The sequence below is a fragment of the Streptosporangium carneum genome (genome assembly GCF_027922005.1).
GTDB classification, from domain to species: domain Bacteria; phylum Actinomycetota; class Actinomycetes; order Streptosporangiales; family Streptosporangiaceae; genus Streptosporangium; species Streptosporangium carneum.
Map to the genome: position 1 here is coordinate 20,424 of NZ_BSEV01000013.1, position 21,270 is coordinate 41,693.

Here is a 21,270-nt window from a genome sequence, read left to right on the forward strand (position 1 = left end):
GCATGGCTGGCAAGACTGCGTTCGGCAAGCACACGGCCGCCCGCGCCGTCTCGCGGGCCCGTCGCCACGGCCGAGTCCGCAAGAAGGTGGTCGGCACGACCGAGCGTCCGCGCCTGGTCGTCAACCGCTCCACGCGACACCTGTTCGTGCAGATCGTCGACGACTCCCAGGGCCACACGCTGGTGAGCGCCTCCACCATGGACGCCTCCCTGCGCACCGCGCCGGGCGCCAAGACCGACAAGGCGAAGCAGGTCGGCGAGCTTCTCGCTCAGCGGGCCAAGGCCGCCGGGATCACCGCGGTCGTGTTCGACCGTGGCGGAAACCGCTACGCGGGTCGCCTGGCGGCCCTCGCGGACAGCGCCCGCGAAGGCGGGCTGGAGTTCTGATGGCCCGTCCTAACAAGAGCAACGAGAAGAGGAACCACTGATGGCTGGAGCTCCGCGTCGCGGTGGCGCCGCCGGTGGCGAGCGGCGTGACGGTCGTCGTGACGATCGCCGCGGTGGCAACGCTGACAAGGGCGTCTCGTACATCGAGCGCGTTGTGAAGATCAACCGAGTGGCCAAGGTCGTGAAGGGTGGTCGTCGCTTCAGCTTCACCGCCCTCGTCATCGTCGGTGACGGCAACGGCATGGTCGGCGTCGGCTACGGCAAGGCCAAGGAAGTCCCCGCGGCCATCGCCAAGGGCGTCGAAGAGGCCAAGAAGCACTTCTTCAGGGTGCCCCGCATCCAGGGCACCATCCCGCACATCGTGCAGGGCGAGGAGGCCGCGGGCGTGGTCTTCCTCCGTCCGGCGTCGCCCGGTACCGGTGTCATCGCCGGTGGTCCGGTGCGCGCCGTGCTGGAGTGCGCCGGCATCCACGACGTGCTGTCCAAGTCGCTCGGCTCGGACAACCCGATCAACATCGTGCACGCCACCGTGGCCGCTCTGAAGGGCCTCAGCCGCCCCGAGGAGATCGCGGCCCGTCGTGGCCTGCCGATCGAGGACGTCGCCCCCAAGGCGATGCTCAAGGCTCGCGCCGAGGGTCTCGCCGAGGCCGCGGCCGCCAAGGCGGTGAGCTAACCGATGGCACGCCTGAAGATCACGCAGGTCCGCTCGAAGATCGGCGGCAAGCAGAACCAGCGTGACTCGCTGCGTTCGCTCGGTCTGAAGCGAATCGGCGACGTCGTCGTCAAGGAGGACCGCCCGGAGATCCGCGGCATGGTCACCGTGGTGACGCACCTCGTCACCGTGGAAGAGGTCGACTAGACATGGCAGAAAACACCCCGCTCCGCATCCACCACCTGCGTCCGGCTCCCGGCGCCAACAAGGCCAAGATCCGCAAGGGTCGCGGCGAGGCGTCCAAGGGCAAGACCGCCGGTCGTGGCACCAAGGGCACGACGGCCAGGAACAAGGTTCCCCTCGGTTTCGAGGGTGGCCAGGTTCCGCTCCAGCGCCGCCTGCCCAAGATGAAGGGCTTCTCCAACGCCCTGTTCAAGACGACCTACCAGGTCGTCAACCTGGACAGGCTCGGCGAGCTGTTCCCCGAGGGTGGCGACGTCACCGTCGAGACGCTGGTCGCCAAGGGCGCGGTCCGCAAGAACCAGCTCGTGAAGGTCCTGGGAACCGGTGACATCTCCGTGACGTTGAACGTGCAGGCGCACGCCTTCTCCGCCAGCGCCAAGGAGAAGATCGCCGCCGCCGGGGGCTCCGTCTCCGAGCTGTAGGCGAGAAGCTGTATACACGAATGAAATACGCGGCGCGGGGGCTCATTATGGGCCCCCGCGCCCGTAGTGCGTTAGAGTTCGCTGGACAGTGGGACTAACTCATTTCCGTGAGCTCGCTGACTAGAGATAGCAAAGATGGACCACCCCCGCACCATCGCTGACCGACCTCGCCTTTCAGGCGCGCAGGAGGGACCGTGCTGACCGCGTTTACCCGAGCGTTCCGTACGCCGGACCTGCGCAATAAGTTGCTCTTCACGCTGGGCATCATCGCGCTGTTCCGACTGGGTTCGGTGCTTCCGACCCCGGGTGTGCATACGGAGAACATCAGCCGCTGTCTCAACCAGGCGCAGGCCGGAGACGCGGGCAACATCTATGGAATGGTGCAGCTGTTCAGCGGTGGCGCCCTGCTGAAGCTGTCGGTGTTCGCACTCGGCATCATGCCGTACATCACCGCGAGCATCATTCTTCAGCTCCTGGTCGTGGTGATCCCACGCCTCGAAGCCCTCAAGAAGGAGGGCCAGGCGGGCCAGACCAAGATCACACAGTATACGCGTTACCTGACGATCGGCCTGGCGATCCTCCAGTCGACCGCCTTCATCGCCCTCGCGCGCACCGGGCAGCTGTTCCCGCAGTGCCGTGAGGACATCCTGCTCGACAAGAACAACGTCTTCCTGATCATCACCATGGTGCTCACGATGACCGCGGGCACCGCCGTCATCATGTGGCTGGGCGAGCTCGTCACCGACCGCGGCGTCGGCAACGGCATGTCCATCCTCATCTTCACCCAGGTGATCGCGGTCTTCCCGGTCGAGCTGATGACCATCGCCCGCACCAAGGGCCTGTTCGTCTTCAGTGTGGTAATCATCACAGGAATCGCGATGATCGCCCTGGTCGTCATGGTCGAGCAGGCCCAGCGCCGGGTGCCCGTCCAGTACGCCAAGCGCATGGTCGGACGCCGGATGTACGGCGGCACCTCGACCTACATCCCGCTGAAGGTGAACCAGGCGGGCATCATCCCGGTGATCTTCGCCTCGTCGCTTCTGTACCTTCCGCAGCTGGTCACGACCCTTTTCAGCAACTCCCAGGAGGAGCCGAACGCGGTCGTGCAGTGGATCCAGCAGAACCTGGTCACGGGCGACACCCCGGCCTACATGATCACCTTCTTCCTGTTGATCGTCTTCTTCGCCTACTTCTACGTGTCCATTACCTTCAACCCCGTTGAAGTCGCCGACAACATGAAGAAGTACGGTGGGTTCATCCCGGGCATCCGCCCGGGCCGGCCGACGGCTGAGTACTTGAATTACGTGCTCACGCGACTCACCGCTCCTGGTGCGCTCTATCTGGGGCTGATCTCCATGGTGCCGATCGTCGCGCTCGCCCTCGTCGGCGCGAGTCAGAACTTCCCGTTCGGAGGGACGAGCATTCTCATCATGGTTGGTGTCGGCCTTGACACCGTGAAGCAGATCGAGAGCCAGCTCCAGCAGCGCAACTACGAAGGCTTCCTGAAGTAGTGCGTCTCGTCCTGGTCGGGCCCCCCGGAGCGGGTAAGGGGACACAGGCCCAGTTCATCGCATCGAACCTGTCCATCCCGAAGATTTCGACAGGTGACATCTTCCGTGCCAACGTCTCGGGCGGCACGGAGCTCGGCAAGCTTGCCAAGGAGTACATGGACCGTGGCGACCTCGTGCCCGACGAGGTCACCATCGCGATGGTCCGTGACCGTCTCTCCGAGAGCGACGCGCAGGACGGCTTCCTGCTCGACGGCTTCCCCAGGAACGTGCCCCAGGCCGAGATCCTGAAGAAGATGCTCGAAGAGTTCGGTGTCACGCTGGACATCGTCCTGGAGCTCGTCGTCGACGACGAGGAGGTCGTGCGCAGGCTCGCCGGTCGCAGGACCTGCAGCCAGTGCGGGCGCATCTGGCACGTCGACTTCGACGACAAGAAGGACGACATCTGCGACGCCTGCGGCGGAGCGCTCTACCAGCGCGACGACGACAAGGAAGACACCGTCCGGCACCGCCTCGAGGTCTACCAGGAGCAGACCGCTCCGCTGGTGTCCTTCTACGCCCAGGAGCGCATCCTGGTCGGGGTGGACGCGACCGGTCCCGTGGAAGAGGTGACCCAGCGAGCGATGGAGGCCCTGCGCCCCTTCGCCGGCTAGGGACAGATGTCTTTCCGGCACGCCATCCATGGCATCTCCATGGGTGGCGTGCTGTCGTTTAGGGCACAATCGGGGGAATTGGGGTCCCCATGTTGCCCGTTGAATCACCCCAGGGGGTGCGCACGTGTTCAAGAAGAACAAGCACGGAATCCAGATCAAGACGCCCGAGCAACTGGAGAAGATGCGGGCGGCGGGCCTGGTGGTCGGCCGGACCCTGCAACTGCTCCGCGAGAGCGTGCGGCCGGGCATGACGCCGCTCGACCTCGACGGGATCGCCGAGAAGGCCATCCGGGACGAGGGCGCGATCCCCTCCTTCAAGGGGTACCAGGGTTTCCCCGCGACGATCTGCGCGTCCGTGAACCACGAGGTGGTCCACGGCATTCCGAGCAGCAGGCGCGCGCTGCAGGAGGGCGACGTCATCTCCATCGACTGCGGCGCCATCCTGGACGGCTGGCACGGCGACTCGGCCATCACGGTCCCCGTCGGCGAGGTCGACCCCCGGCTGACCGAGTTGATGCGGGTCACCGAGGAGGCCATGTGGCGGGGCATCGCCGCGCTCACGGTCGGCCGCCACCTGTCCGACATCGGTCACGAGGTGGAGAAGTACGTCCGCTCCCAGGGGCGGTACGGCATCCCCCAGGAGTACGGCGGGCACGGCATCGGCACCGAGATGCACATGGATCCGTGGGTCGCCAACCACGGCAAGCCGGGCAGGGGGCCGCGCTTCGAGCCCGGCATGTGTTTCGCCGTCGAGCCGATGGTGAACCTCGGCACCGACAGGACCAAGGTGCTCGCCGACGAGTGGACGGTCGTCACCGTCGACGGCAAGGCGTCAGCGCACTTCGAGCACAGCGTTGCGGTGACACATAATGGACCTTGGGTACTGACCGCCCTTGATGGGGGTAAAGAGCGGCTTACCGGACTGTTGGGAGACGCGGGCTAGCGCACGCTGCCCGCCGACGAGCGGATGGGGTCGGCGATGGCGCCTGGGCCGGAGATGCGGGCCTCCGACGGAGACCGGGACAAGATCGCGGGGGTCCTGCGAGAGCACTACGCCCAGGGCAGGCTGAACTCCGAGGAGTTCGACGAGCGCCTCGAGCAGCTCTACTCCAGCAAAACCTACGGCGAGTTGGCGAGGCTCACCTCCGACCTTCCCGACGTCGACCTCCGGCGGCTGCCCGAGACCTCGCCCGAGCCCTCCGACTGGCGGATGAAGGGGCGCAGGACGCAGCGCAGGGGCGTGGCGGCGATGTGGGCCACCTGGGCCACGGCCAGCGGCGTCAACTGGGCGATCTGGCTCATCCTCGGCGTCACCGACGGCTTCGACTTCCCCTATCCCTGGCCGCTGTGGGTGATGGGGCCGTGGGGCGTGGTGCTGCTGCTCACCACCTTCGTCACCGGCGTGAGCGACAAGTCGAACCGGTAATAGTGCACTCTGGGCGTTGAGTGTGTATTCCTCCACAGAGGTAAGGGGCGAATCTTCCTAACGTGAGCGGTGTCCGGAACGCCGGACATCCTTACCAGGAGGAAACATGAGCAAGATCCGCACTCTTCTCGTGGGCACCGCTCTCGCCGGTTCGCTCGCCGCGGGCCTCACCGCCACCCCCGCCCAGGCCGCGACCGGAGCCGCGCAGGGGAGCGCGATCTCGGCCCAGGGGGCGCAGGGGTTCACCAAGCACTTCTTCGGCCCCTACTACTCGCGTTTCGGCGGCGGCGAGAGCTTCGGCGGGCGCTCCTCCTTCAAGGGGTACTGGTACAACGACCACGGTCGCTACTGGTTCTTCGGCGACCTGACCGACCGGGACCACGACCGCGAGTACAGCTACGTGTGGTTCAAGTGGCACGACAACTCCGGCAGCCACGTCAAGGTCTACAAGACCTTCGGCGGCCTGCACTTCGACAGGTTCGGCGGCTTCCGCAAGAGCAACGGCTTCGACGACTTCAAGATCCGCGTCTGCGAGGGCGACGGCAAGTTCGACGACTGCGGCTCCTGGGGCGACGCCTTCTGATCGCGCCGCCTTCTGATTGCGCCGCCTGCGGCGTCGCGGGCCCTGCTTATTTGCGACGCCTGGCGGCGTCGCGGGCTTGGGCGCTTTCGGGTCGGTGTCTTCCCTCGTCACTCCGTCGCTTCGCTCCTGCGTTCCTCAGTCCAGACACCGACGCGCCCAAGCCGACAACCAGTCCCACCCGGTGGAGATGAGCCGGGTCCCTGGTAGGACACCGGCGGGGCCGGGGGTGAGGAGCGCAGGCGGGGTCCCGGCGCCGTTCGCGCGTTGTGAGAAGTCCTTCGACGACCAGGTCACAGGTCATCGGAGGGCTTTTCGCGTTGTGTCAGATCTTTACCGTCGGCGCCAGTTGGGGCAGGTGGGGCAGGGTAGATCATCGGTGTCTGGGCACGCCGTGCGGTGGGGGTGGGTGATGGGCCTCAGGCGAGACCCCGTGGCGTCGGCCGGAGTCCTGGCGGGCGTCGCGGCGACGTTCGCGTTCGCGGGTGGAGCCGCCTGGACCGGGGACGTGCGGGTGACGCCGTCGACGGTCCGCCCCGGACAGTCCGTGGACATCTCGGCCGACACCTGCGTCGCCCCGGCGACCGCCTACTCGGCGGCGTTCAGCGCGACCTCGGCGCGGCTGAGGGAACGCGCCGACACGATGCGCGGCACCGCCCGCATCAGCTCCCACGCCGCGCCGGGCACCTACGCCATCACCGTCCGCTGCGTCAGGGGCGGCCCGTACAACGGCACCTTCGTCGTCGACGACCTCCATCCGACGACCGCTCCCGACACCGGGGGAGGCGGCCTCGCGACGGGGGTCTCCGACGGAGCCGCGCGCACGGCCTGGCTCTTCGCGGCGCTGGCCATGGTCGTCACGGCGCTGGGGGCGGGGCTCGCGCTGACACGCGGGCGTCGCGGGTGGGGCGATCACTAGACCTCCGTGCCCGCAGGGGACCGCTCGCGCGGATCATCGGCGGGACCGCGCTTCCTGCGGGCACGGATCCATCCTGTTCGCCCGCGCCCTGGTGTGCCTCACCCTGGTCGCGGGCTGCGGCGCACCGCCCCCGAGGGCGTCAGGAGGCGCTTCCGGCGAGCAGGGGCGAGAACGCCCTGTGGGCGCCGACGCGGGCGTCTCGCCGGACCTCGCGGGACTCGGTGGCCCGGGCTGGCCCGCGCCGCTCTCGCGGGACCTGGGCCGCGCGGAGCCGACGCGTGTCGTGATCCCCCGCATCGGGGTGAACGCCCCGCTCGTGGTGCTCGGGATCGAGGACGACGGCGGGCTCGCCGTGCCGCCCCTCGACCACGCCGACGCCGCGGGCTGGTACGGCCTCGGCCCGACCCCGGGGGAGCGCGGTTCCGCGGTCGTCGTCGGCCACCTCGACACCCGGACGGGGCCCGCGGTCTTCGCCAGGCTCGGCGAGCTCGAGGCGGGGGACTCCGTCGGGGTGGTCCGCGCCGACGGCACCGTGGCCGTCTTCGTGGTCGAGCGTCTTGAGCAGGCTCCCAAGGACCGCTTCCCCGCCGACCGGGTGTACGGTCCGACCGACGGGCGGCGGCTCAGGCTCGTCACCTGTGGCGGCAGCTTCGACCAGGCGAGACGGTCCTACGACGACAACGTGATCGTCCACGCGCTGTACCGGGCGGGGTATCTCGTCTCGGATCTGCGGTATTCTGAGTAGCGGTTGTGTCAAGGTGCCGGCCGTCTGTTTCGCATTCTCTCGCCCGGTGCCGTACACTCCTTCTTCGGTTCACTATGACCATTGCGCATCGGCGGTGTCGCAACCGCCGCTCTCATCGAAGCGCTGGGTCGCGGCTGCTTAGTGTTCCGAAGCCTCAGACGACCGATCAGTGAAACGCGAGGGACATGGCCAAGAAAGACGGCGCCATCGAGATCGAGGGCACTGTGGTTGAGTCGCTCCCGAACGCGATGTTCCGGGTGCAGCTCGATAACGGCCATAAGGTCCTGGCCCACATCAGCGGGCGGATGCGGATGCACTACATCCGAATCCTTCCTGACGACAGGGTTGTCGTCGAACTGAGCCCCTACGACCTCAGTCGTGGGCGGATCGTCTACCGATACAAATAAGCGTCTGAGGGACGAATAAGGACTATGAAGGTCAAGCCGAGCGTCAAGAAGATCTGCGACAAGTGCAAGGTGATCCGCCGGCACGGTCGCGTCATGGTGATCTGCGACAACCTGCGCCACAAGCAGCGTCAGGGCTAGTCACAGCAAACAGGTCCGCAAGGAGTCCGCACATCGGTGGCGGACTCGACCTATGTCGGGCCACAAAGTAATCGCGCTCCACACCTGCGCAGGCGGCCTCGGCCGTACCCCGCAGGAGACCCCCGGTCGGAGGCCGGGGCCCTCACCCCGGGCATGGGGAGGGGACGTGAGGCGTAGGACCTCCGCCACAACGAAGGAGAATGCCCGACCATGGCTCGCCTGGTTGGCGTCGACCTCCCCCGCGACAAGCGGCTGGAGATCGCTCTCACCTACATTTACGGAATCGGCCGCACCCGCGCGCTCGAGACCCTCAAGGCCACCGGCGTGAACGGCGACCTGCGGGTCCACCAGCTCACGGACGAAGAGCTGGTGCCGCTGCGCGACTACATCGAGGCCAACTTCAAGATCGAAGGTGACCTCCGTCGCGAGGTCCAGGCCGACATCCGTCGCAAGATCGAGATTCAGTGCTACCAGGGCATCCGGCACCGCCGTGGCCTTCCCGTGCACGGTCAGCGCACGCAGACCAACGCGCGTACCCGCAAGGGCAAGAAGAAGACCGTGGCCGGCAAGAAGAAGCCCGGTAAGAAGTAGTCCGCGTAGCCGCAGGACCGAAGACCTCAGGAGTGAAGGCAAACAATGCCTCCTAAGAGCCGCCAGGGTGCCCCGAAGAAGGTGCGCCGCAAGGAAAAGAAGAACGTCGCTCACGGGCACGCCCACATCAAGAGCACGTTCAACAACACGATCGTCTCGATCACCGACCCGAACGGGAACGTGATCTCCTGGGCCAGCGCGGGCCACGTCGGGTTCAAGGGCTCCCGTAAGTCCACCCCGTTCGCCGCGCAGATGGCCGCGGAGAACGCCGCCCGCCGCGCCATGGAGCACGGCATGCGCAAGGTCGACGTCTTCGTCAAGGGCCCCGGCTCCGGCCGTGAGACCGCGATCCGTTCGCTTCAGGCGACCGGCCTCGAGGTTGGCTCCATCCAGGATGTCACCCCCGTGCCGCACAACGGCTGCCGTCCGCCCAAGCGCCGTCGCGTCTGACGCCCAGGAGAAGATAGAAAATGGCTCGTTACACGGGTGCGGACTGCAAGCTCTGCCGCAGGGAGAAGACCAAGCTCTTCCTCAAGGGCAAGAAGTGCGAGTCCGCGAAGTGCCCCATCGAGATCCGTCCTTACCCGCCGGGTGAGCACGGCCGCGGCCGTCCCAAGGAGTCTGAGTACCAGCTCCAGCTTCGTGAGAAGCAGAAGACCCGCCGCATCTACGGCGTCCTCGAGAAGCAGTTCCACAACTACTACGAGGAAGCCAACCGCAAGACCGGCAAGACCGGCGAGAACCTCCTCCAGATCCTGGAGAGCCGTCTCGACAACGTGGTCTACCGCGCCGGTTTCGCCGAGTCCCGCGACGCCGCCCGCCAGCAGGTGCGCCACGGCCACATCCTGGTGAACGGCAAGAAGGTCGACATCCCGTCGTACCGCGTGCGCGAGCACGACATCGTCGAGGTCCGCGAGAAGTCGCGCAACCTTCTGCCCTACGAGGTCGCCCGTGCGACCGCGGGTGACAAGACCTACCCGGCGTGGCTGGGTGTCGTCCCCGACGCCCTGCGCGTCCTGGTCCACCAGCTCCCGGTCCGTCAGCAGATCGACACCCAGGTCCAGGAGCAGCTGATCGTCGAGCTCTACTCCAAGTAGTGGCTCTAGCGGGTGCCGTGCGGTTCGCCGTACGGCACCTATGCTGTTGTTCGAGCGACGTCAAATAGCGGGCGTCGCCATGCAATGGGAGATCCCACATGCTGATCGCTCAGCGTCCCACCCTCCTCGAGGAGTCCATCGAGGAGACCCGGTCCAAGTTCATCATCGAGCCGCTGGAGCCGGGCTTCGGCTACACCATCGGCAACTCGCTGCGCCGCACGCTGCTGTCGTCCATTCCGGGCGCGGCGGTGACCAGCATCCGCATCGAGGGTGTGCTGCACGAGTTCTCGACCGTTCCGGGCGTCAAGGAGGATGTCACCGACATCATCCTGAACCTCAAGGAACTGGTCGTCTCCTCCGAGCACGACGAGCCCGTGGTCATGTACCTGCGCAAGCAGGGCCCCGGTGACGTCACCGCCGCCGACATCGCGCCTCCGGCCGGTGTCGAGGTGCACAACCCCGAGCTGCGCATCGCCACGCTGAACGGCAAGGCGAAGCTCGAGATGGAGCTGACCGTCGAGCGCGGTCGCGGTTACGTCTCCGCCGCGCAGAACAAGCAGCCCGGCCAGGAGATCGGCCGTATTCCGATCGACTCCATCTACTCGCCGGTCCTCAAGGTCACCTACAAGGTCGAGGCGACCCGTGTCGAGCAGCGCACCGACTTCGACCGTCTGATCCTGGACGTCGAGACCAAGCCGTGCATGAAGCCCCGCGACGCGGTGGCCTCCGCGGGCAAGACCCTCGTCGAGCTGTTCGGCCTGGCCAGGGAGCTCAACGTCGAGGCCGAGGGCATCGACATCGGCCCGTCGCCGACGGACGCGGCCCTGGCCGCCGACCTGGCGCTGCCGATCGAGGAGCTGAACCTCACCGTCCGCTCCTACAACTGCCTCAAGCGCGAGGGCATCCACACCGTGGGTGAGCTCGTGGCCCGCAGCGAGCAGGACCTTCTCGACATAAGGAACTTCGGCGCGAAGTCCATCGAAGAGGTCAAGCAGAAGCTGCACGAGATGACGCTCGCGCTCAAGGACTCCCCGCCCGGATTCGACCCGAGCGCGGTGGCCGGCGGCGGTTACGACGACGACGACAGCGCCTACGTCGAGACCGAGCAGTACTGATTTTCACTGACGGGGATCCACGGATCCCCGGCCTGACCGCGGTACCTCGTACGGCCGCGGCGGGTTAACTCTCAAGGAGAACGCAATGCCCAGGCCCACCAAGGGTCCCCGCCTCGGCGGCAGCCCGGCTCACGAGCGGCTGATCCTGGCGAACCTCGCCACCCAGCTGTTCCAGCACGGCCGGATCAAGACCACCGAGGCGAAGGCCAAGCGCCTGCGCCCGCTGGCGGAGAAGCTGATCACCAAGGCGAAGAAGGGCGACATGCACAACCGTCGCCAGGTGCTGACGGTCGTCCGTGACAAGGGCGTCGTCCACCACCTCTTCACCGAGATCGCGCCGACCTTCGCCGAGCGTCCCGGTGGCTACACCCGCATCACGAAGATCGGCCTCCGCAAGGGCGACGCCGCCCCCATGGCCGTCATCGAGCTGGTGTCCGAGCCGCTGAACACGGTCACCACCACCCGCCAGGCCCCGGCCGCCGCCGCTCCCGCCGCCACGGAGGAGCCGAAGGCCGAGGAGACCGCGGAGGTCGCCGAGGAGCAGGAGGCCCCCGAGGCCGCCGCCGAGGAGACCACCGAGGTCGCCGAGGAGACCGAGGCCAAGAAGGACAACGCCTGATCTTCTCAGGCCCTGTGAACGGGCCCGGCACCCCTTCGCGGGAGGTGCCGGGCCCGTTCTCGTTCTCTCGGGAGGGACGACATCGTGGTACGGCTGCGCCTTGACCTCGCCTACGACGGCACCGACTTCTCCGGCTGGGCCAAGCAGCCGGGACGCAGAACGGTCCAGGGGGAGATCGAGGAGGCGCTCGGCAAGATCTTCAGGCTTCCGGAACCGCCCGCGCTGACCGTGGCGGGACGGACCGACGCGGGCGTCCACGCCCGGGGCCAGGTGGCCCACGTGGACCTGGAGGCCGACGCGTTCGGCGTGCTGGAGATCAGGCGTCGCAGGGGAGGGTCCCTCGGTCAGGCCCCGGCCGTCGAGACCTCTTACCGTGGGACCTCCGCCGGTGACACCTCCCCCGGCGAGACCTCTTCCCGCGAGGCCTCGGTCGGCGGCACCTCCCTGGGCGAGACCTCTCCCCACGGGGCCTTGGCCGTCGAGGCCCCTCCCGGGGGCGTCCTCGCCGGTGGCCCCGCCGACGCCCCCTCGGAGGCCGGAACGCCGCAGGGCGTCGCCGAGCGCCTTCCGCTCCTTCTCAAACGGCTCGCCGGGATCCTGCCCCCCGACGTCAGGGTCCACCGCGTCACGACGGCCCCCGAGGGCTTCGACGCCCGCTTCTCGGCCATGTCACGGCGGTACGCCTACCGGGTCTGCGACGCGCAGGGCGGGGGCGACCCGCTCCGCCGCCACGAGGTCGTCTGGTATCCCCGTCCGCTCGACCTCGACAGGCTGAACGCGGCCGCCGCCGCGCTGCTGGGCGAGCACGACTTCGCCGCGTTCTGCAAGAAACGCGAGGGCGCGACCACGATCCGCGAGCTTCAGCGGCTCGACTGGGTCAGGGAGGGAGACCTCCTGGTGGCGACGGTGGTGGCCGACGCCTTCTGCCACTCGATGGTCAGGGCGCTCGTCGGGTCGCTGCTCCCGGTCGGGGAGGGCCGTCTGCCGGTGGACTGGCCGGGGCAGGTGCTGACGCGGGCCGTACGGGACTCGGGGGTGCACGTCGCGCCCGCGCACGGCCTCTGTCTGGAGGAGGTGCGCTACCCGGAGGGCGCGGAACTGGCCCGGCGGGCCGCGGAGACCCGCCGGGTGCGCACGCTCGGCGTCTGAGGAGCGCGCTTGCCGGGCGGGACGGTGAGGCCGGGGCCGCCCGCGAGGGCGTTCGGTCCGGCCTGTCGCCGACGCTCGTCCGGGAGGGGCCTCACGTGGCAGGTGTCAGGCCCCCCGGCGCGCGACTCTCGGGTCAGCCCGTCACGCGGCGTTCGACGACCTTGGCGGTCTCGTCCCTGAAGGCGCCGCTGACCTTGCCGAGGGTCTTCTCCTTCGCCGTCGGGGTGTGGCCGTCGCTGAAGGTGGCGTAGCTGAAGACGATGTAGCGGCCCCACACCAGGCCCGCCGCGTAGCCGCCCGCGATGTGGACGCGTTCGGCCCCGCTGCCCGGAGTCCCCTGCAGGCCCCTGAACCACAGGTTGCTGCCCAGGTTCTTGGCCCGGTCGACCTCCACGGCCGACTGCAGGCTGGGCATGACCGCGATTCCCGTGGTCACGGCGTACTTCCGCTTGCTGTCGACGTACGTGGCCCGCAGCACCCTGCGGCAGTCCTGGCCGGTCAGCGTGCTGGCGAACCTGCCCGCGGCCGCCTCGTCGCACTTCTGGGTGACGTCGGTCTTGACCCGGACGAACGTGCCTCCGGCCAGGGTCACCTTCTTGGTGAAGGCGTCCTCCACCGTCATCTTGCCCGGGTCGGTCTTCTCGGAGTTGAGGATCTCCGTGTTGACCGGGTCGGGCTCGGGGAGGCTTCCCGGGTCCTCCGTGGGGTCGATGGCCTCGGAAGTGGGGATCGGGGCCTCCGCGCTGGCCGACCTCTTCGCGCTGAACGACTGGTAGGCGAAGAAGGCGCCGGTGCCGGTGCCGCCGACCACGAGTGTCACCACGGCCGCGATCAGGATGGTGTTGCCCCGCTTACGGGGCGGTGGGGCGGCGGGGGCGGGCGGCAGCTCGTGCACCACCGCCGACGGCGGGGTGAACGGACCACGCGGCACCACCTCGCCGGACGTGGCGGGGGGAGCGGGCAGGGGCTGGGTTCTTCTCCCTACGGCGGGCGGGAACGGTGAGGAGACCACCGGTATGCCTCCGGGCGGGGTCGGCTGGTCGCCCGACTCGGGAAGGGACGAGGGGGCGTCGGGCTCGGCGGGGCGTGAGAGGAAGGCGGGAGGGGCCGGGAGGCGCTGCGTCGTCTCGGAGAGCGGCGCGGAGGCGTGCGTGACCTGCTCGGCGGAGGACGCGGGCGTCGGGGAGGACGCTTCCTGCGCGACAGGCGTGGAGCCGCCCTGCTGGGCGGCCTCCGGCGGGTGTCCCGCGCCCTGCGTGGGCCCTTCGCCCGAGGGGTGACCCGTTCCCGGCGAAGGCGGGGCCGCCGGGCCATGAGGGTGTCCGAGGTCGGGGGAGGAAGCCGGGGCGTGTTCCTGGCCGGCTGACGGCGCGGGGGCCGGGTGGCGCCCCGGGGCGTGCGCCTGCGCCTGCCCGCTCTCCGCGGACGGCACGGGAGCGGGGCCGTACGCGCCCGGTTCCACGGGCGACGTCACGTCGGCGGTGTGCACGGCTCTTTCCGACGGGGGCGCGGACGGGGCGTACCCGGCCGAGGAGGCCGCAGAGGAGGTTGCGGTGTGCGCGCCGGGCTCGGAGGCCCGCGCGAGGTCGGCCCGCTCCTGAGGAGCCGGTACGGCGGGTCCGTTCGCACGGACGTTGACGGTGTTCTCCGCCGGAGCGTCGTCGTGGACCGTGGACGGCGGCCAGACGGGGACGTCGCCGGATTCGCCGGGCCTGCCCGTCGTCTCCTCCCCGTCGGACCAGACCGGTTCCCCGGTGGCCGCGGGCCACTGGGGAGCGCTGTGCGCGTCTGGCCCAGAGGACGGCCACACCTGCATGCCCGCCGCGGCCGCGGTGAAGGCCGGGGGCGGCTGCCACGGCGGCGCCCCCGGGACGATCGGCGCCGTGGACGGCGGGGTGTCGGGCTGGAGGGGGCCTGCGGGCACGGGACGGTCCGCGCCGGTGGACGGGATCGCCCACGGCGGCGTTCCCGAGGGCCCGTCGTGGACGGGCCGGGCTTCCGAGGGGCCGCCGGGAACGGGCGGAGCACCCCACGCCGGTCCTGGCTGCCCGGTGGGCAGGGGCGGGGCGTTCCATCCTGGCCCGGAGGGGACGCCGGGTCCGGAGGGGACGCCGGGTCCGGACGAGGTCCACGGCGGCTGGGCCGACGGGTCGCCGGAGGATTCGCTCCACGGCGGCGCGGTCTGCCCCGCAGGGGCAGGAGGAACCCACGGCGGCGGACCCTGTCCCTGAGGGATGGGCGGGACCCACGGCGGAGAAGCCTGTCCCTCGGGGACGGGGGCGCCCCATGACGGCGGAGCCTGTCCTTCGGGGGCGGCCCACGGCGGCGGAGCCGACGGGTCGGCCGGGGAGGTCGATCCGTTCCACGGCGGCACGGCCGGTCCGTCCGCCGGAGAAGGCGTCGAAGGAGGAGGGCCCGACGGCTTCTCACCGCTCCGGGAAGGCGCTTCGTGGCCGAGGCCCGCGGAGGCGGGCCACGACGCCCCTGGAGGCATGGGAGGCGGCGGGGAGTCCGTCCAGGACGGTCCTGCCGACCCCTGCGGGACCGGTGAGGCAGGGAGGGGGAGCTGCCCGGCGGGTTCGCCCTGGGCGGGCGGTGTGTTCCACCCCGGCCCCGAAGGCTCGCCGGGCGCGGGGGAGCCGGCCCACGGGGGCGCGCCCTGCCCTTCGGGCGTGGTGGGGCCGGTCCACGGCTGTGTGGGCGGTTCGCCGGGTGCGGGGGAGCCGGTCCACGGAGGCGGGGCCGGGGCGTCGGCCAGGGGAGGGGGAGTCCAGGGCGGCGCGGAGGGGATGTCGGGGGTGGGAGAACCGCTCCACGGCTGTGCGGGAGGGCCGTCAGGCACGGGGGAGCCGGTCCACGGGGGCGGGGCCGGTTGTCCGTGGGGGGCGGGGCCGCCTGGCCCCGGCCGGCCGGGGCCGGAAGTCGGGGGGCCGCCGGTCCACGGCGGACTCGGCTCGCCGGGGGCGGGGGTGTCGGACCACGAGATGACGGCGGGCACCACATGGGGGCTGTCGGCCCATCCCTGTGCCCGGGGCTCCGTCGGCGCGGAGGAGCCGGGCCACTGCCCGGGCGGTGATCCCGGTCCCTGCCCCGCTCCGTGCCCCGCTCCGTGCTGTGCCCCGGACGGCGACCCGGTCTGCTGTGCCCCGGGCGGCGAGCCCGGCTGTGTTCCGTACGGCGCTCCTGACGGCGATCCGGGTGACGCGCCGGGCCGGGGCGCGCCCGGCCACGGGGCGGGAGGATCGTCTTCCGGGTCGGAGAACCAGTCGTAGGGCGCGCCGTCGTCACCGGGCACCATCCACGGCTGGGCCGCCCCCGGCGCGGGCTCCGGCCATGCCGGAAGATCATAGAACCGGTCGTCACCTGTGATATCGGTCCGCGGCACGTGCGGCGAAGGCTGGCCGAAACTCGGCGGCGGCGTCGCCGGTGCGGCCGAACCGTCGGCTTCGCGTTCGTGCTCGGACCCGGATTCCTGGCCACGCATACGTGGAAGCGTAGCGATAGCCGGAGATCGTCACGTGGGTATGGGCGTTCCTGGCCGTATCGCCCGCCAGTTTTATCCTGGGAAACCCCCGCTTGAACCTTTGGTCAGGGCCGCTTACCCGTCAGTGAACGCGACTCGAGGGCGGGGGTGACGGTCGCGTCCACAGCCCCGAAAGCCGCCTGGTTCAGCTGTTTGACCTCGCTCTTCTTCGGCAGGTGCCCGTCCTTGTACTGGAACCAGACCATCACGACGTAGTGCCCGTGCCGCCACCCGCCCGCGAACGCCTCGCCCGAGCCGAGAGATTTGGTGACCTTGTCCTTACCTGGCAGCGCCTTGAGGTATTCCTTCCGGGACTTGCCGGCTCCGGCGGAGACGACCTTGGCCGCCGCGGCCGACGTCTTGAGGTTGGCGACGCCCACGGTTCCGATGATCTTCCCGGAGGCGTCGCGGAAGCTGGCCCGCAGCAGCTGGGTGCACTTGCCGGAGGCGAGCGCCTTCTGGAGCTTGTCGCCGACCACCGCGTCCTTGCACTTCTTGTCGGTCCTGCGGACGGTCATCAGATAGCTCTGACCCTTGTAGGACACCTTCTTGCGCTTGAACATCTCACCCAGCGTCAGCGGGTGGGGGTCGGTCGCGCGGGAGGCGGCGAACCCGAACTTGCCGCCGGGGCTCTGCGGGACGACGGGGGGGGCGGACGCCTGCGCCGGCGCGCTGGCCGTACCGGACGGCGAGGAGCCCTCCGACTTCACGAGCGCGGCCAGGCCGAATCCCGCGGCGACGAGCACGCCGAGCGCGCCCGCCACGATGAGGAGCGGCCGCCGGGAGCGCGGGCCCTCGTCGTACGGGCTCCACATCGCCCGCCGCGGCTCCTCCGGCGGCGCGGGCGGTCTGGCCGCCTCGGAGGGATCGGCGGCCCGCCCCGGGGCGGCGCTCTCGGGGGCGCGGCCGTACGGCGCGGACTCGAAGGAGCCCCGCTCCTGCGGGGGGCGGCCGTGCTGCGCGGACCCGGGGAAGGAGCCCTGCGCCTGCGGACTGTGGCCGTACGGCGCGGACTCGAAGGAGCCCTGTGGCTGCGGACTGTGGCCGTACGGCGCGGAGGCGGGGAAGGAGCCCTGCGCCTGCGGGGTGTGGCCCTGTGCTGCGGAGTCGAACCAGCGCTCGCCCTGCGCGGGTGGCACCTGCCCGTCCGGCTGGACGTACGGCTGGCGGCGCGGCGGCTCCCCCGGAAAACCCATGGGCAGAGACTATCTCTGTTCGTCGCGACGCCTGGCGGCGTTGGTCCGGACACCGACGCGCCCAAACCTGTTTGTTTGCAACGCCTGGCGGCGTCGCGGGCTTGGGCGCTTCCGGGTCGGTGTCTTCCCTCGTCACTCCGTCGCTGCGCTCCTGCTGTCTCACTGCGACGCTGCGCGTCGCGGGCCTGGGCGCCCCCGGGTCGGCGTCTTCCCCTCGTCACTCCGTCGCTACGCTCCTGCGTTCCTCAGTCCGGACACCGACGCGCCCAAGCCAGGCCTCAGTCCAGACACCGACGCGCCCAAGCCTGTTCACGGGTGATCGCTCAGGAGTAGCCGAAGTCCTGGGTCCACCAGGGGCCGCCCGGGCCGCCCATCACGCCGACGCCGGTCGCGGTCAGCGCGCAGTTGAGGATGTTGCCCCGGTGGCTGCTGCTCGTCAGCCAGCCGCGCACCGCCTGGGTCGCCGTGGCGAAGCCCCGCCCGATGTTCTCCGCGCCTCCGTTGCGGTAGCCCGTGGCCTCCATGCGCTGCCAGGGCGACCTGCCGTCCGGGGAGCTGTGGGAGAACAGGTCGCTGGCGGCCATCTCCGCGGAGTGGGCCCTGGCCGAGTGGACCAGCCGCCTGTCGATCCGGAACGGCGCGCAGCCCGACCGCTTCCGCTCGATGTTGACGAGCCGGACGAACTCGCTCTCCAGCGAGCTCAGGGGGGAGGCGGAGGTGCCGGCGTCCTGGCGGCCCCCGCTGTAGCCCTGGGTCTCCCCGCCGATGATGTAGCGGGGGCCGTTGTCGGCGCTGAGGTCGTCGACCGAGTGGCGGCGGGGCCGGGTGGCCTGGGGGCTGGGACGCGTGCTCGGGGTCGCGGGGGCGGCGGTCGGGCGGACGACCCTGCCGAGGGAGGGACGGCGGTCGGAGCCCTCGTTCCTGGTCGTGACGGTCTGCGTGGGCTTGGCGGGCCCGGCGTTGTTGAGGTAGATCTGGTTGGGCGCCTCCTCGTCGCGGGTTCCGCGGCCGATGAGATACCCGAGGAGCAGCACCGTCATCAGACACGCGAACAGCCCCATGCGGCGCAGGCTGGTCCGATGGGTGTCTCTGAGGTGAGTGGGCTGCCACATTCCGCTGCCAAAGATAGAGATGTTTGTGGTGGGGAAGAAGAGAATGTCGAGAACGTGTCGGAACCGTTCTGTGAAGGTTGGGAGCGGGCGAGGCGTGGCGGTCCCCTGACGGTCTCCGCTGCCGGTAAACTGCTCGGGGACACCGGTGGAGAGCCGCGTCTTTTTGACCCGCGCTCACTTCCGTCGGTATGCTCCTAGTTCGTTGTGTGCGAATTGGTCTCCTCCGCAGACCGATGCGCGGCGCGTCCGGCGTCATCTCCTGAGTCATGGGAGACGGAAGGTCCGGGCTGTCGTGTGCCCGCACCTACCGACCATGTTGCTGTCATCTCCGACAGCGCCGAAGACGCGAGCAAAGAAGGCATACGACCGTGCGCACGTACACACCCAAGCCTGCCGAAGTCGAGCGTCAGTGGCACATCATCGACGCCACCGACATCGTGCTTGGCCGGCTGGCCAGCCACGTCGCGATCCTGCTTCGCGGTAAGCACAAGCCGATCTTCGCCAACCACGTCGACACCGGTGACTTCGTCGTCATCATCAACGCCGACAAGGTCGCCCTGACCGGCAACAAGCTTGAGCAGAAGAAGGCGTACCGTCACTCGGGCTACCCCGGTGGTCTGCGTTCGGTGACCTACGGCGAGCTCATGGAGAAGCGTCCGGACCGCGCCATCGAGAAGGCCGTCAAGGGCATGCTCCCCAAGAACGCCCTCGGCCGGAAGATGATCAAGAAGCTCAAGGTCTACGCGGGCTCTGAGCACCCGCACCAGGCCCAGCAGCCGGTGCCCTTCGAGCTCACCCAGATCGCCCAGTAGCCACCAGCTGCTTATCGCCAGCAGCGTTGGCCGACGGCCGACGCCGAGTAGGAAAGTAAGAGGAGAACCGTGGCTGAGCCCACCGGTGTCGAGACGCCCGTCGAGGGCGAGCAGGAAACGTATTCCGCGGAGGAGTTCCCCTCCGAGTACACCTCCGAGTCCACTGCCAGCGGCGAGGCCGCCGTCCGTAAGCCCGTCACCACGGGCAACTCCTACGGCACGGGTCGTCGCAAGGAGGCCGTCGCCCGCGTGCGCATCGTGCCGGGCACCGGCAAGTGGACGATCAACGGTCGTCCGCTCGACGTCTACTTCCCGAACAAGGTCCACCAGCAGATCGTCAACGAGCCTTTCGTGACGCTCGGCGCCGAGGACCAGTTCGACGTCATCGCCCGCATCGACGGCGGCGGCGTGACCGGCCAGGCCGGTGCCCTGCGCATGGGCCTCGCCCGCGCGCTCGCCATCCTGGACGTCGAGGTCAACCGCGCCCCGCTGAAGAAGGCCGGCTTCCTGACCCGTGACGCCCGCGCCACCGAGCGCAAGAAGTACGGTCTCAAGAAGGCCCGCAAGGCTCCGCAGTACAGCAAGCGTTAAGTTGGGGCGCCTTTTCGGCACCGACGGGGTACGTGGGGTCGCAGGGAGCGACCTCACGGCCGAGCTCGCCATGGACCTGTCCGTGGCGGCCGCTCATGTCCTCGGCGATGCCGGGGCGTTCAATGCCAGCGTCGGGCGGCGAGGCCGCCCGGTCGCCGTCGTGGGCCGGGACCCGCGGGCTTCAGGAGAGTTCCTGGAGGCTGCCGTGGTCGCCGGCCTTGCGTCGTCTGGCGTGGATGTTCTCCGGCTCGGCGTGCTGCCCACCCCGGCGGTCGCATACCTGACCACGGCTCTCGGAGCCGACATGGGCGTGATGATCTCCGCCTCCCACAACCCCGCCCCGGACAACGGGATCAAGTTCCTCACCCGAGGCGGCTACAAGCTGCCCGACACGGTGGAGAACGAGATCGAGCAGCGGCTCGACGAGAAGTGGGAGCGCCCTGTCGGCGCTTCGGTCGGCCGCGTGCGCGAGGCGTACGGCGAAGCAGACCGTTACGTCTCCCATGTGCTGTCCACCGTCTCCGGTCGTCTGGACGGCCTGAACGTCGTCCTCGACTGCGCGAACGGAGCCGCCCACATGGTGGCCCCCGAGGCGCTGAGGAGGGCGGGGGCCACGGTCGAGACCATCGGCGCCCGTCCGGACGGTCTCAACATCAACGCCGGGTGCGGCTCGACCCACCTGGACAAACTCCAGCAGGTCGTGATCTCCCGCGGCGCGGACGTCGGGATCGCCTACGACGGGGACGCCGACCGCTGCCTCGCGGTCTCGCACACCGGCGAGGTGATCGACGGCGACCAGATCATGGCGGTGCTCGCCACGGCGATGCACGCCGAGGGGAAGCTGGCGGGCTCGACCGTGGCCGCCACGGTCATGTCCAACCTGGGCTTCAAGATCGCGATGCGGAACGCCGGCATCGACGTGATCGAGACCGCCGTCGGCGACCGCTACGTGCTGGAGGCCATGAGGGCCGGGGGCTACAACCTCGGTGGGGAGCAGTCGGGCCACGTGCTGCTGCTCGACCACGCCACCACCGGTGACGGCCTGCTGACCTCGCTCCACCTGCTGTCGGTCGTCGCCCGCGAGGGCAGGTCGCTGGCGGAGCTGGCCTCGGTGATGACCCGGCTGCCGCAGATCCTGGTCAACGTCAAAGATGTGGACCGTGCTAAAGCCTCGGTTCCCGAGCTGTCCGCGGCGGTCGCCGCGGTCGAGTCGGAGCTCGGGGAGACGGGGCGGGTGCTGATCCGTCCCAGCGGGACCGAACCCATGATCCGCGTCATGGTCGAGGCCTCCTCCGCCGAGCAGGCCGAACGGATGGCGGGCCACCTGGCCGAGGTCGTCCGCACCGCCTGCGTCTGAAGGCGGTTCTCCGCCGCCCGGCGTGCCTC

25 protein-coding genes are annotated in these 21,270 nt (G+C 69.6%); 22 read left to right on the forward strand and 3 right to left on the reverse strand.

Annotation, left to right across the window (positions count from 1 at the left end; genetic code table 11):
* Positions 1 to 2: 2 nt before the first annotated feature.
* The 19 genes from rplR (at position 3) to PKF00_RS25540 (ending at position 12,650) form a co-directional block, all read left to right on the forward strand.
* Positions 3 to 386: a 50S ribosomal protein L18 gene (gene rplR / locus PKF00_RS25450; protein ID WP_271220149.1), complete on the forward strand. Its 384-nt coding sequence runs from the start codon at positions 3 to 5 to the stop codon at positions 384 to 386.
* A 40-nt stretch (positions 387 to 426) separates the two neighbouring features.
* Entirely contained in the window at positions 427 to 1,059 is a 633-nt protein-coding gene (rpsE, locus tag PKF00_RS25455) for a 30S ribosomal protein S5 (RefSeq protein ID WP_271220150.1), read from the forward strand.
* Between the two features lie 3 nt (positions 1,060 to 1,062).
* A complete protein-coding gene (rpmD, locus tag PKF00_RS25460) occupies positions 1,063 to 1,245 on the forward strand; it encodes a 50S ribosomal protein L30 (RefSeq protein ID WP_012887849.1) in 183 nt (60 codons plus the stop codon).
* Between the two features lie 2 nt (positions 1,246 to 1,247).
* Positions 1,248 to 1,703 (forward strand): 50S ribosomal protein L15, encoded by a 456-nt coding sequence (gene rplO / locus PKF00_RS25465; protein ID WP_271220151.1) that lies wholly within the window; start codon positions 1,248 to 1,250, stop codon positions 1,701 to 1,703.
* Positions 1,704 to 1,897: 194 nt separating this feature from the next.
* Positions 1,898 to 3,214 (forward strand): preprotein translocase subunit SecY, encoded by a 1,317-nt coding sequence (secY, locus tag PKF00_RS25470; protein ID WP_271220152.1) that lies wholly within the window; start codon positions 1,898 to 1,900, stop codon positions 3,212 to 3,214.
* Positions 3,214 to 3,864 (forward strand): adenylate kinase, encoded by a 651-nt coding sequence (locus PKF00_RS25475; protein ID WP_271220153.1) that lies wholly within the window; start codon positions 3,214 to 3,216, stop codon positions 3,862 to 3,864. The genes secY and PKF00_RS25475 overlap by 1 nt, the downstream gene beginning before the upstream one ends.
* A gap of 124 nt (positions 3,865 to 3,988) precedes the next feature.
* On the forward strand, positions 3,989 to 4,807 hold the full coding sequence (map, locus tag PKF00_RS25480; RefSeq protein WP_271220154.1) for a type I methionyl aminopeptidase: 819 nt from the start codon (positions 3,989 to 3,991) through the stop codon (positions 4,805 to 4,807).
* A 36-nt stretch (positions 4,808 to 4,843) separates the two neighbouring features.
* The gene (locus PKF00_RS25485) at positions 4,844 to 5,290 is read left to right on the forward strand and encodes a DUF1707 SHOCT-like domain-containing protein (RefSeq protein ID WP_271220155.1); all 447 of its coding nucleotides are present in this window, start codon (positions 4,844 to 4,846) and stop codon (positions 5,288 to 5,290) included.
* 106 nt (positions 5,291 to 5,396) lie between these two features.
* Positions 5,397 to 5,873, forward strand: a complete 477-nt coding sequence (locus tag PKF00_RS25490; protein WP_271220156.1) for a hypothetical protein — start codon at positions 5,397 to 5,399, stop codon at positions 5,871 to 5,873.
* 409 nt (positions 5,874 to 6,282) lie between these two features.
* Positions 6,283 to 6,789, forward strand: coding sequence for a hypothetical protein (locus PKF00_RS25495; RefSeq protein ID WP_271220157.1), 507 nt, complete (start codon positions 6,283 to 6,285; stop codon positions 6,787 to 6,789).
* Between the two features lie 178 nt (positions 6,790 to 6,967).
* Entirely contained in the window at positions 6,968 to 7,534 is a 567-nt protein-coding gene (locus tag PKF00_RS25500) for a class F sortase (RefSeq protein WP_271220158.1), read from the forward strand.
* A 185-nt stretch (positions 7,535 to 7,719) separates the two neighbouring features.
* Positions 7,720 to 7,941 carry a translation initiation factor IF-1 gene (gene infA, locus PKF00_RS25505; RefSeq protein WP_012887858.1) on the forward strand — a complete coding sequence of 74 codons (222 nt, stop codon included), beginning with the start codon at positions 7,720 to 7,722 and terminating at the stop codon, positions 7,939 to 7,941.
* A gap of 24 nt (positions 7,942 to 7,965) precedes the next feature.
* The gene (gene rpmJ, locus PKF00_RS25510; protein ID WP_003956441.1) at positions 7,966 to 8,079 is read left to right on the forward strand and encodes a 50S ribosomal protein L36; all 114 of its coding nucleotides are present in this window, start codon (positions 7,966 to 7,968) and stop codon (positions 8,077 to 8,079) included.
* A 210-nt stretch (positions 8,080 to 8,289) separates the two neighbouring features.
* The gene (gene rpsM / locus PKF00_RS25515) at positions 8,290 to 8,670 is read left to right on the forward strand and encodes a 30S ribosomal protein S13 (RefSeq protein ID WP_271220159.1); all 381 of its coding nucleotides are present in this window, start codon (positions 8,290 to 8,292) and stop codon (positions 8,668 to 8,670) included.
* 45 nt (positions 8,671 to 8,715) lie between these two features.
* On the forward strand, positions 8,716 to 9,120 hold the full coding sequence (gene rpsK, locus PKF00_RS25520) for a 30S ribosomal protein S11 (RefSeq protein WP_020542285.1): 405 nt from the start codon (positions 8,716 to 8,718) through the stop codon (positions 9,118 to 9,120).
* Between the two features lie 20 nt (positions 9,121 to 9,140).
* On the forward strand, positions 9,141 to 9,767 hold the full coding sequence (gene rpsD / locus PKF00_RS25525) for a 30S ribosomal protein S4 (RefSeq protein ID WP_030912875.1): 627 nt from the start codon (positions 9,141 to 9,143) through the stop codon (positions 9,765 to 9,767).
* Positions 9,768 to 9,865: 98 nt separating this feature from the next.
* Positions 9,866 to 10,882 carry a DNA-directed RNA polymerase subunit alpha gene (locus PKF00_RS25530; protein ID WP_271220160.1) on the forward strand — a complete coding sequence of 339 codons (1,017 nt, stop codon included), beginning with the start codon at positions 9,866 to 9,868 and terminating at the stop codon, positions 10,880 to 10,882.
* Between the two features lie 85 nt (positions 10,883 to 10,967).
* On the forward strand, positions 10,968 to 11,501 hold the full coding sequence (gene rplQ, locus PKF00_RS25535; RefSeq protein WP_271220161.1) for a 50S ribosomal protein L17: 534 nt from the start codon (positions 10,968 to 10,970) through the stop codon (positions 11,499 to 11,501).
* 84 nt (positions 11,502 to 11,585) lie between these two features.
* Positions 11,586 to 12,650 carry a tRNA pseudouridine synthase A gene (locus PKF00_RS25540; protein ID WP_271220162.1) on the forward strand — a complete coding sequence of 355 codons (1,065 nt, stop codon included), beginning with the start codon at positions 11,586 to 11,588 and terminating at the stop codon, positions 12,648 to 12,650.
* Positions 12,651 to 12,783: 133 nt separating this feature from the next.
* On the opposite strand, the gene PKF00_RS25545 is transcribed toward PKF00_RS25540, so the two are convergent.
* The 3 genes from PKF00_RS25545 to PKF00_RS25555 form a co-directional block, all read right to left on the reverse strand.
* Positions 12,784 to 14,574, reverse strand: coding sequence for a hypothetical protein (locus PKF00_RS25545; protein ID WP_271220163.1), 1,791 nt, complete (start codon positions 14,572 to 14,574; stop codon positions 12,784 to 12,786).
* A 1,664-nt stretch (positions 14,575 to 16,238) separates the two neighbouring features.
* Entirely contained in the window at positions 16,239 to 17,369 is a 1,131-nt protein-coding gene (locus tag PKF00_RS25550; protein ID WP_271220164.1) for a hypothetical protein, read from the reverse strand.
* Positions 17,370 to 17,692: 323 nt separating this feature from the next.
* The gene (locus tag PKF00_RS25555; RefSeq protein ID WP_271220165.1) at positions 17,693 to 18,430 is read right to left on the reverse strand and encodes a CAP domain-containing protein; all 738 of its coding nucleotides are present in this window, start codon (positions 18,428 to 18,430) and stop codon (positions 17,693 to 17,695) included.
* A 419-nt stretch (positions 18,431 to 18,849) separates the two neighbouring features.
* On the opposite strand from PKF00_RS25555, the gene rplM reads away from it, so the two are divergent.
* The 3 genes from rplM (at position 18,850) to glmM (ending at position 21,241) form a co-directional block, all read left to right on the forward strand.
* On the forward strand, positions 18,850 to 19,293 hold the full coding sequence (gene rplM, locus PKF00_RS25560; protein WP_271220166.1) for a 50S ribosomal protein L13: 444 nt from the start codon (positions 18,850 to 18,852) through the stop codon (positions 19,291 to 19,293).
* A 69-nt stretch (positions 19,294 to 19,362) separates the two neighbouring features.
* Positions 19,363 to 19,884, forward strand: coding sequence for a 30S ribosomal protein S9 (gene rpsI / locus PKF00_RS25565; RefSeq protein WP_271220167.1), 522 nt, complete (start codon positions 19,363 to 19,365; stop codon positions 19,882 to 19,884).
* A gap of 1 nt (position 19,885) precedes the next feature.
* Positions 19,886 to 21,241, forward strand: coding sequence for a phosphoglucosamine mutase (gene glmM / locus PKF00_RS25570; protein ID WP_271220168.1), 1,356 nt, complete (start codon positions 19,886 to 19,888; stop codon positions 21,239 to 21,241).
* Positions 21,242 to 21,270: the final 29 nt, after the last annotated feature.

Excerpts from the sequence above, each read along its gene's own strand:
- rpsK (WP_020542285.1), top strand. The coding sequence starts at position 8,716 with ATGCCTCCTAAGAGCCGCCAGGGTGCCCCGAAGAAGGTGCGCCGCAAG.
- PKF00_RS25490 (WP_271220156.1), top strand. The coding sequence starts at position 5,397 with ATGAGCAAGATCCGCACTCTTCTCGTGGGCACCGCTCTCGCCGGTTCG.
- rpmJ (WP_003956441.1), top strand. The coding sequence starts at position 7,966 with ATGAAGGTCAAGCCGAGCGTCAAGAAGATCTGCGACAAGTGCAAGGTG.
- PKF00_RS25495 (WP_271220157.1), top strand. The coding sequence starts at position 6,283 with ATGGGCCTCAGGCGAGACCCCGTGGCGTCGGCCGGAGTCCTGGCGGGC.
- PKF00_RS25550 (WP_271220164.1), bottom strand. The coding sequence starts at position 17,369 with ATGGGTTTTCCGGGGGAGCCGCCGCGCCGCCAGCCGTACGTCCAGCCG.
- rplQ (WP_271220161.1), top strand. The coding sequence starts at position 10,968 with ATGCCCAGGCCCACCAAGGGTCCCCGCCTCGGCGGCAGCCCGGCTCAC.
- rplR (WP_271220149.1), top strand. The coding sequence starts at position 3 with ATGGCTGGCAAGACTGCGTTCGGCAAGCACACGGCCGCCCGCGCCGTC.
- PKF00_RS25485 (WP_271220155.1), top strand. The coding sequence starts at position 4,844 with ATGGCGCCTGGGCCGGAGATGCGGGCCTCCGACGGAGACCGGGACAAG.
- rpsM (WP_271220159.1), top strand. The coding sequence starts at position 8,290 with ATGGCTCGCCTGGTTGGCGTCGACCTCCCCCGCGACAAGCGGCTGGAG.
- infA (WP_012887858.1), top strand. The coding sequence starts at position 7,720 with ATGGCCAAGAAAGACGGCGCCATCGAGATCGAGGGCACTGTGGTTGAG.
- rpmD (WP_012887849.1), top strand. The coding sequence starts at position 1,063 with ATGGCACGCCTGAAGATCACGCAGGTCCGCTCGAAGATCGGCGGCAAG.
- rpsD (WP_030912875.1), top strand. The coding sequence starts at position 9,141 with ATGGCTCGTTACACGGGTGCGGACTGCAAGCTCTGCCGCAGGGAGAAG.
- rplO (WP_271220151.1), top strand. The coding sequence starts at position 1,248 with ATGGCAGAAAACACCCCGCTCCGCATCCACCACCTGCGTCCGGCTCCC.
- rpsE (WP_271220150.1), top strand. The coding sequence starts at position 427 with ATGGCTGGAGCTCCGCGTCGCGGTGGCGCCGCCGGTGGCGAGCGGCGT.
- PKF00_RS25555 (WP_271220165.1), bottom strand. The coding sequence starts at position 18,430 with ATGGGGCTGTTCGCGTGTCTGATGACGGTGCTGCTCCTCGGGTATCTC.
- PKF00_RS25530 (WP_271220160.1), top strand. The coding sequence starts at position 9,866 with ATGCTGATCGCTCAGCGTCCCACCCTCCTCGAGGAGTCCATCGAGGAG.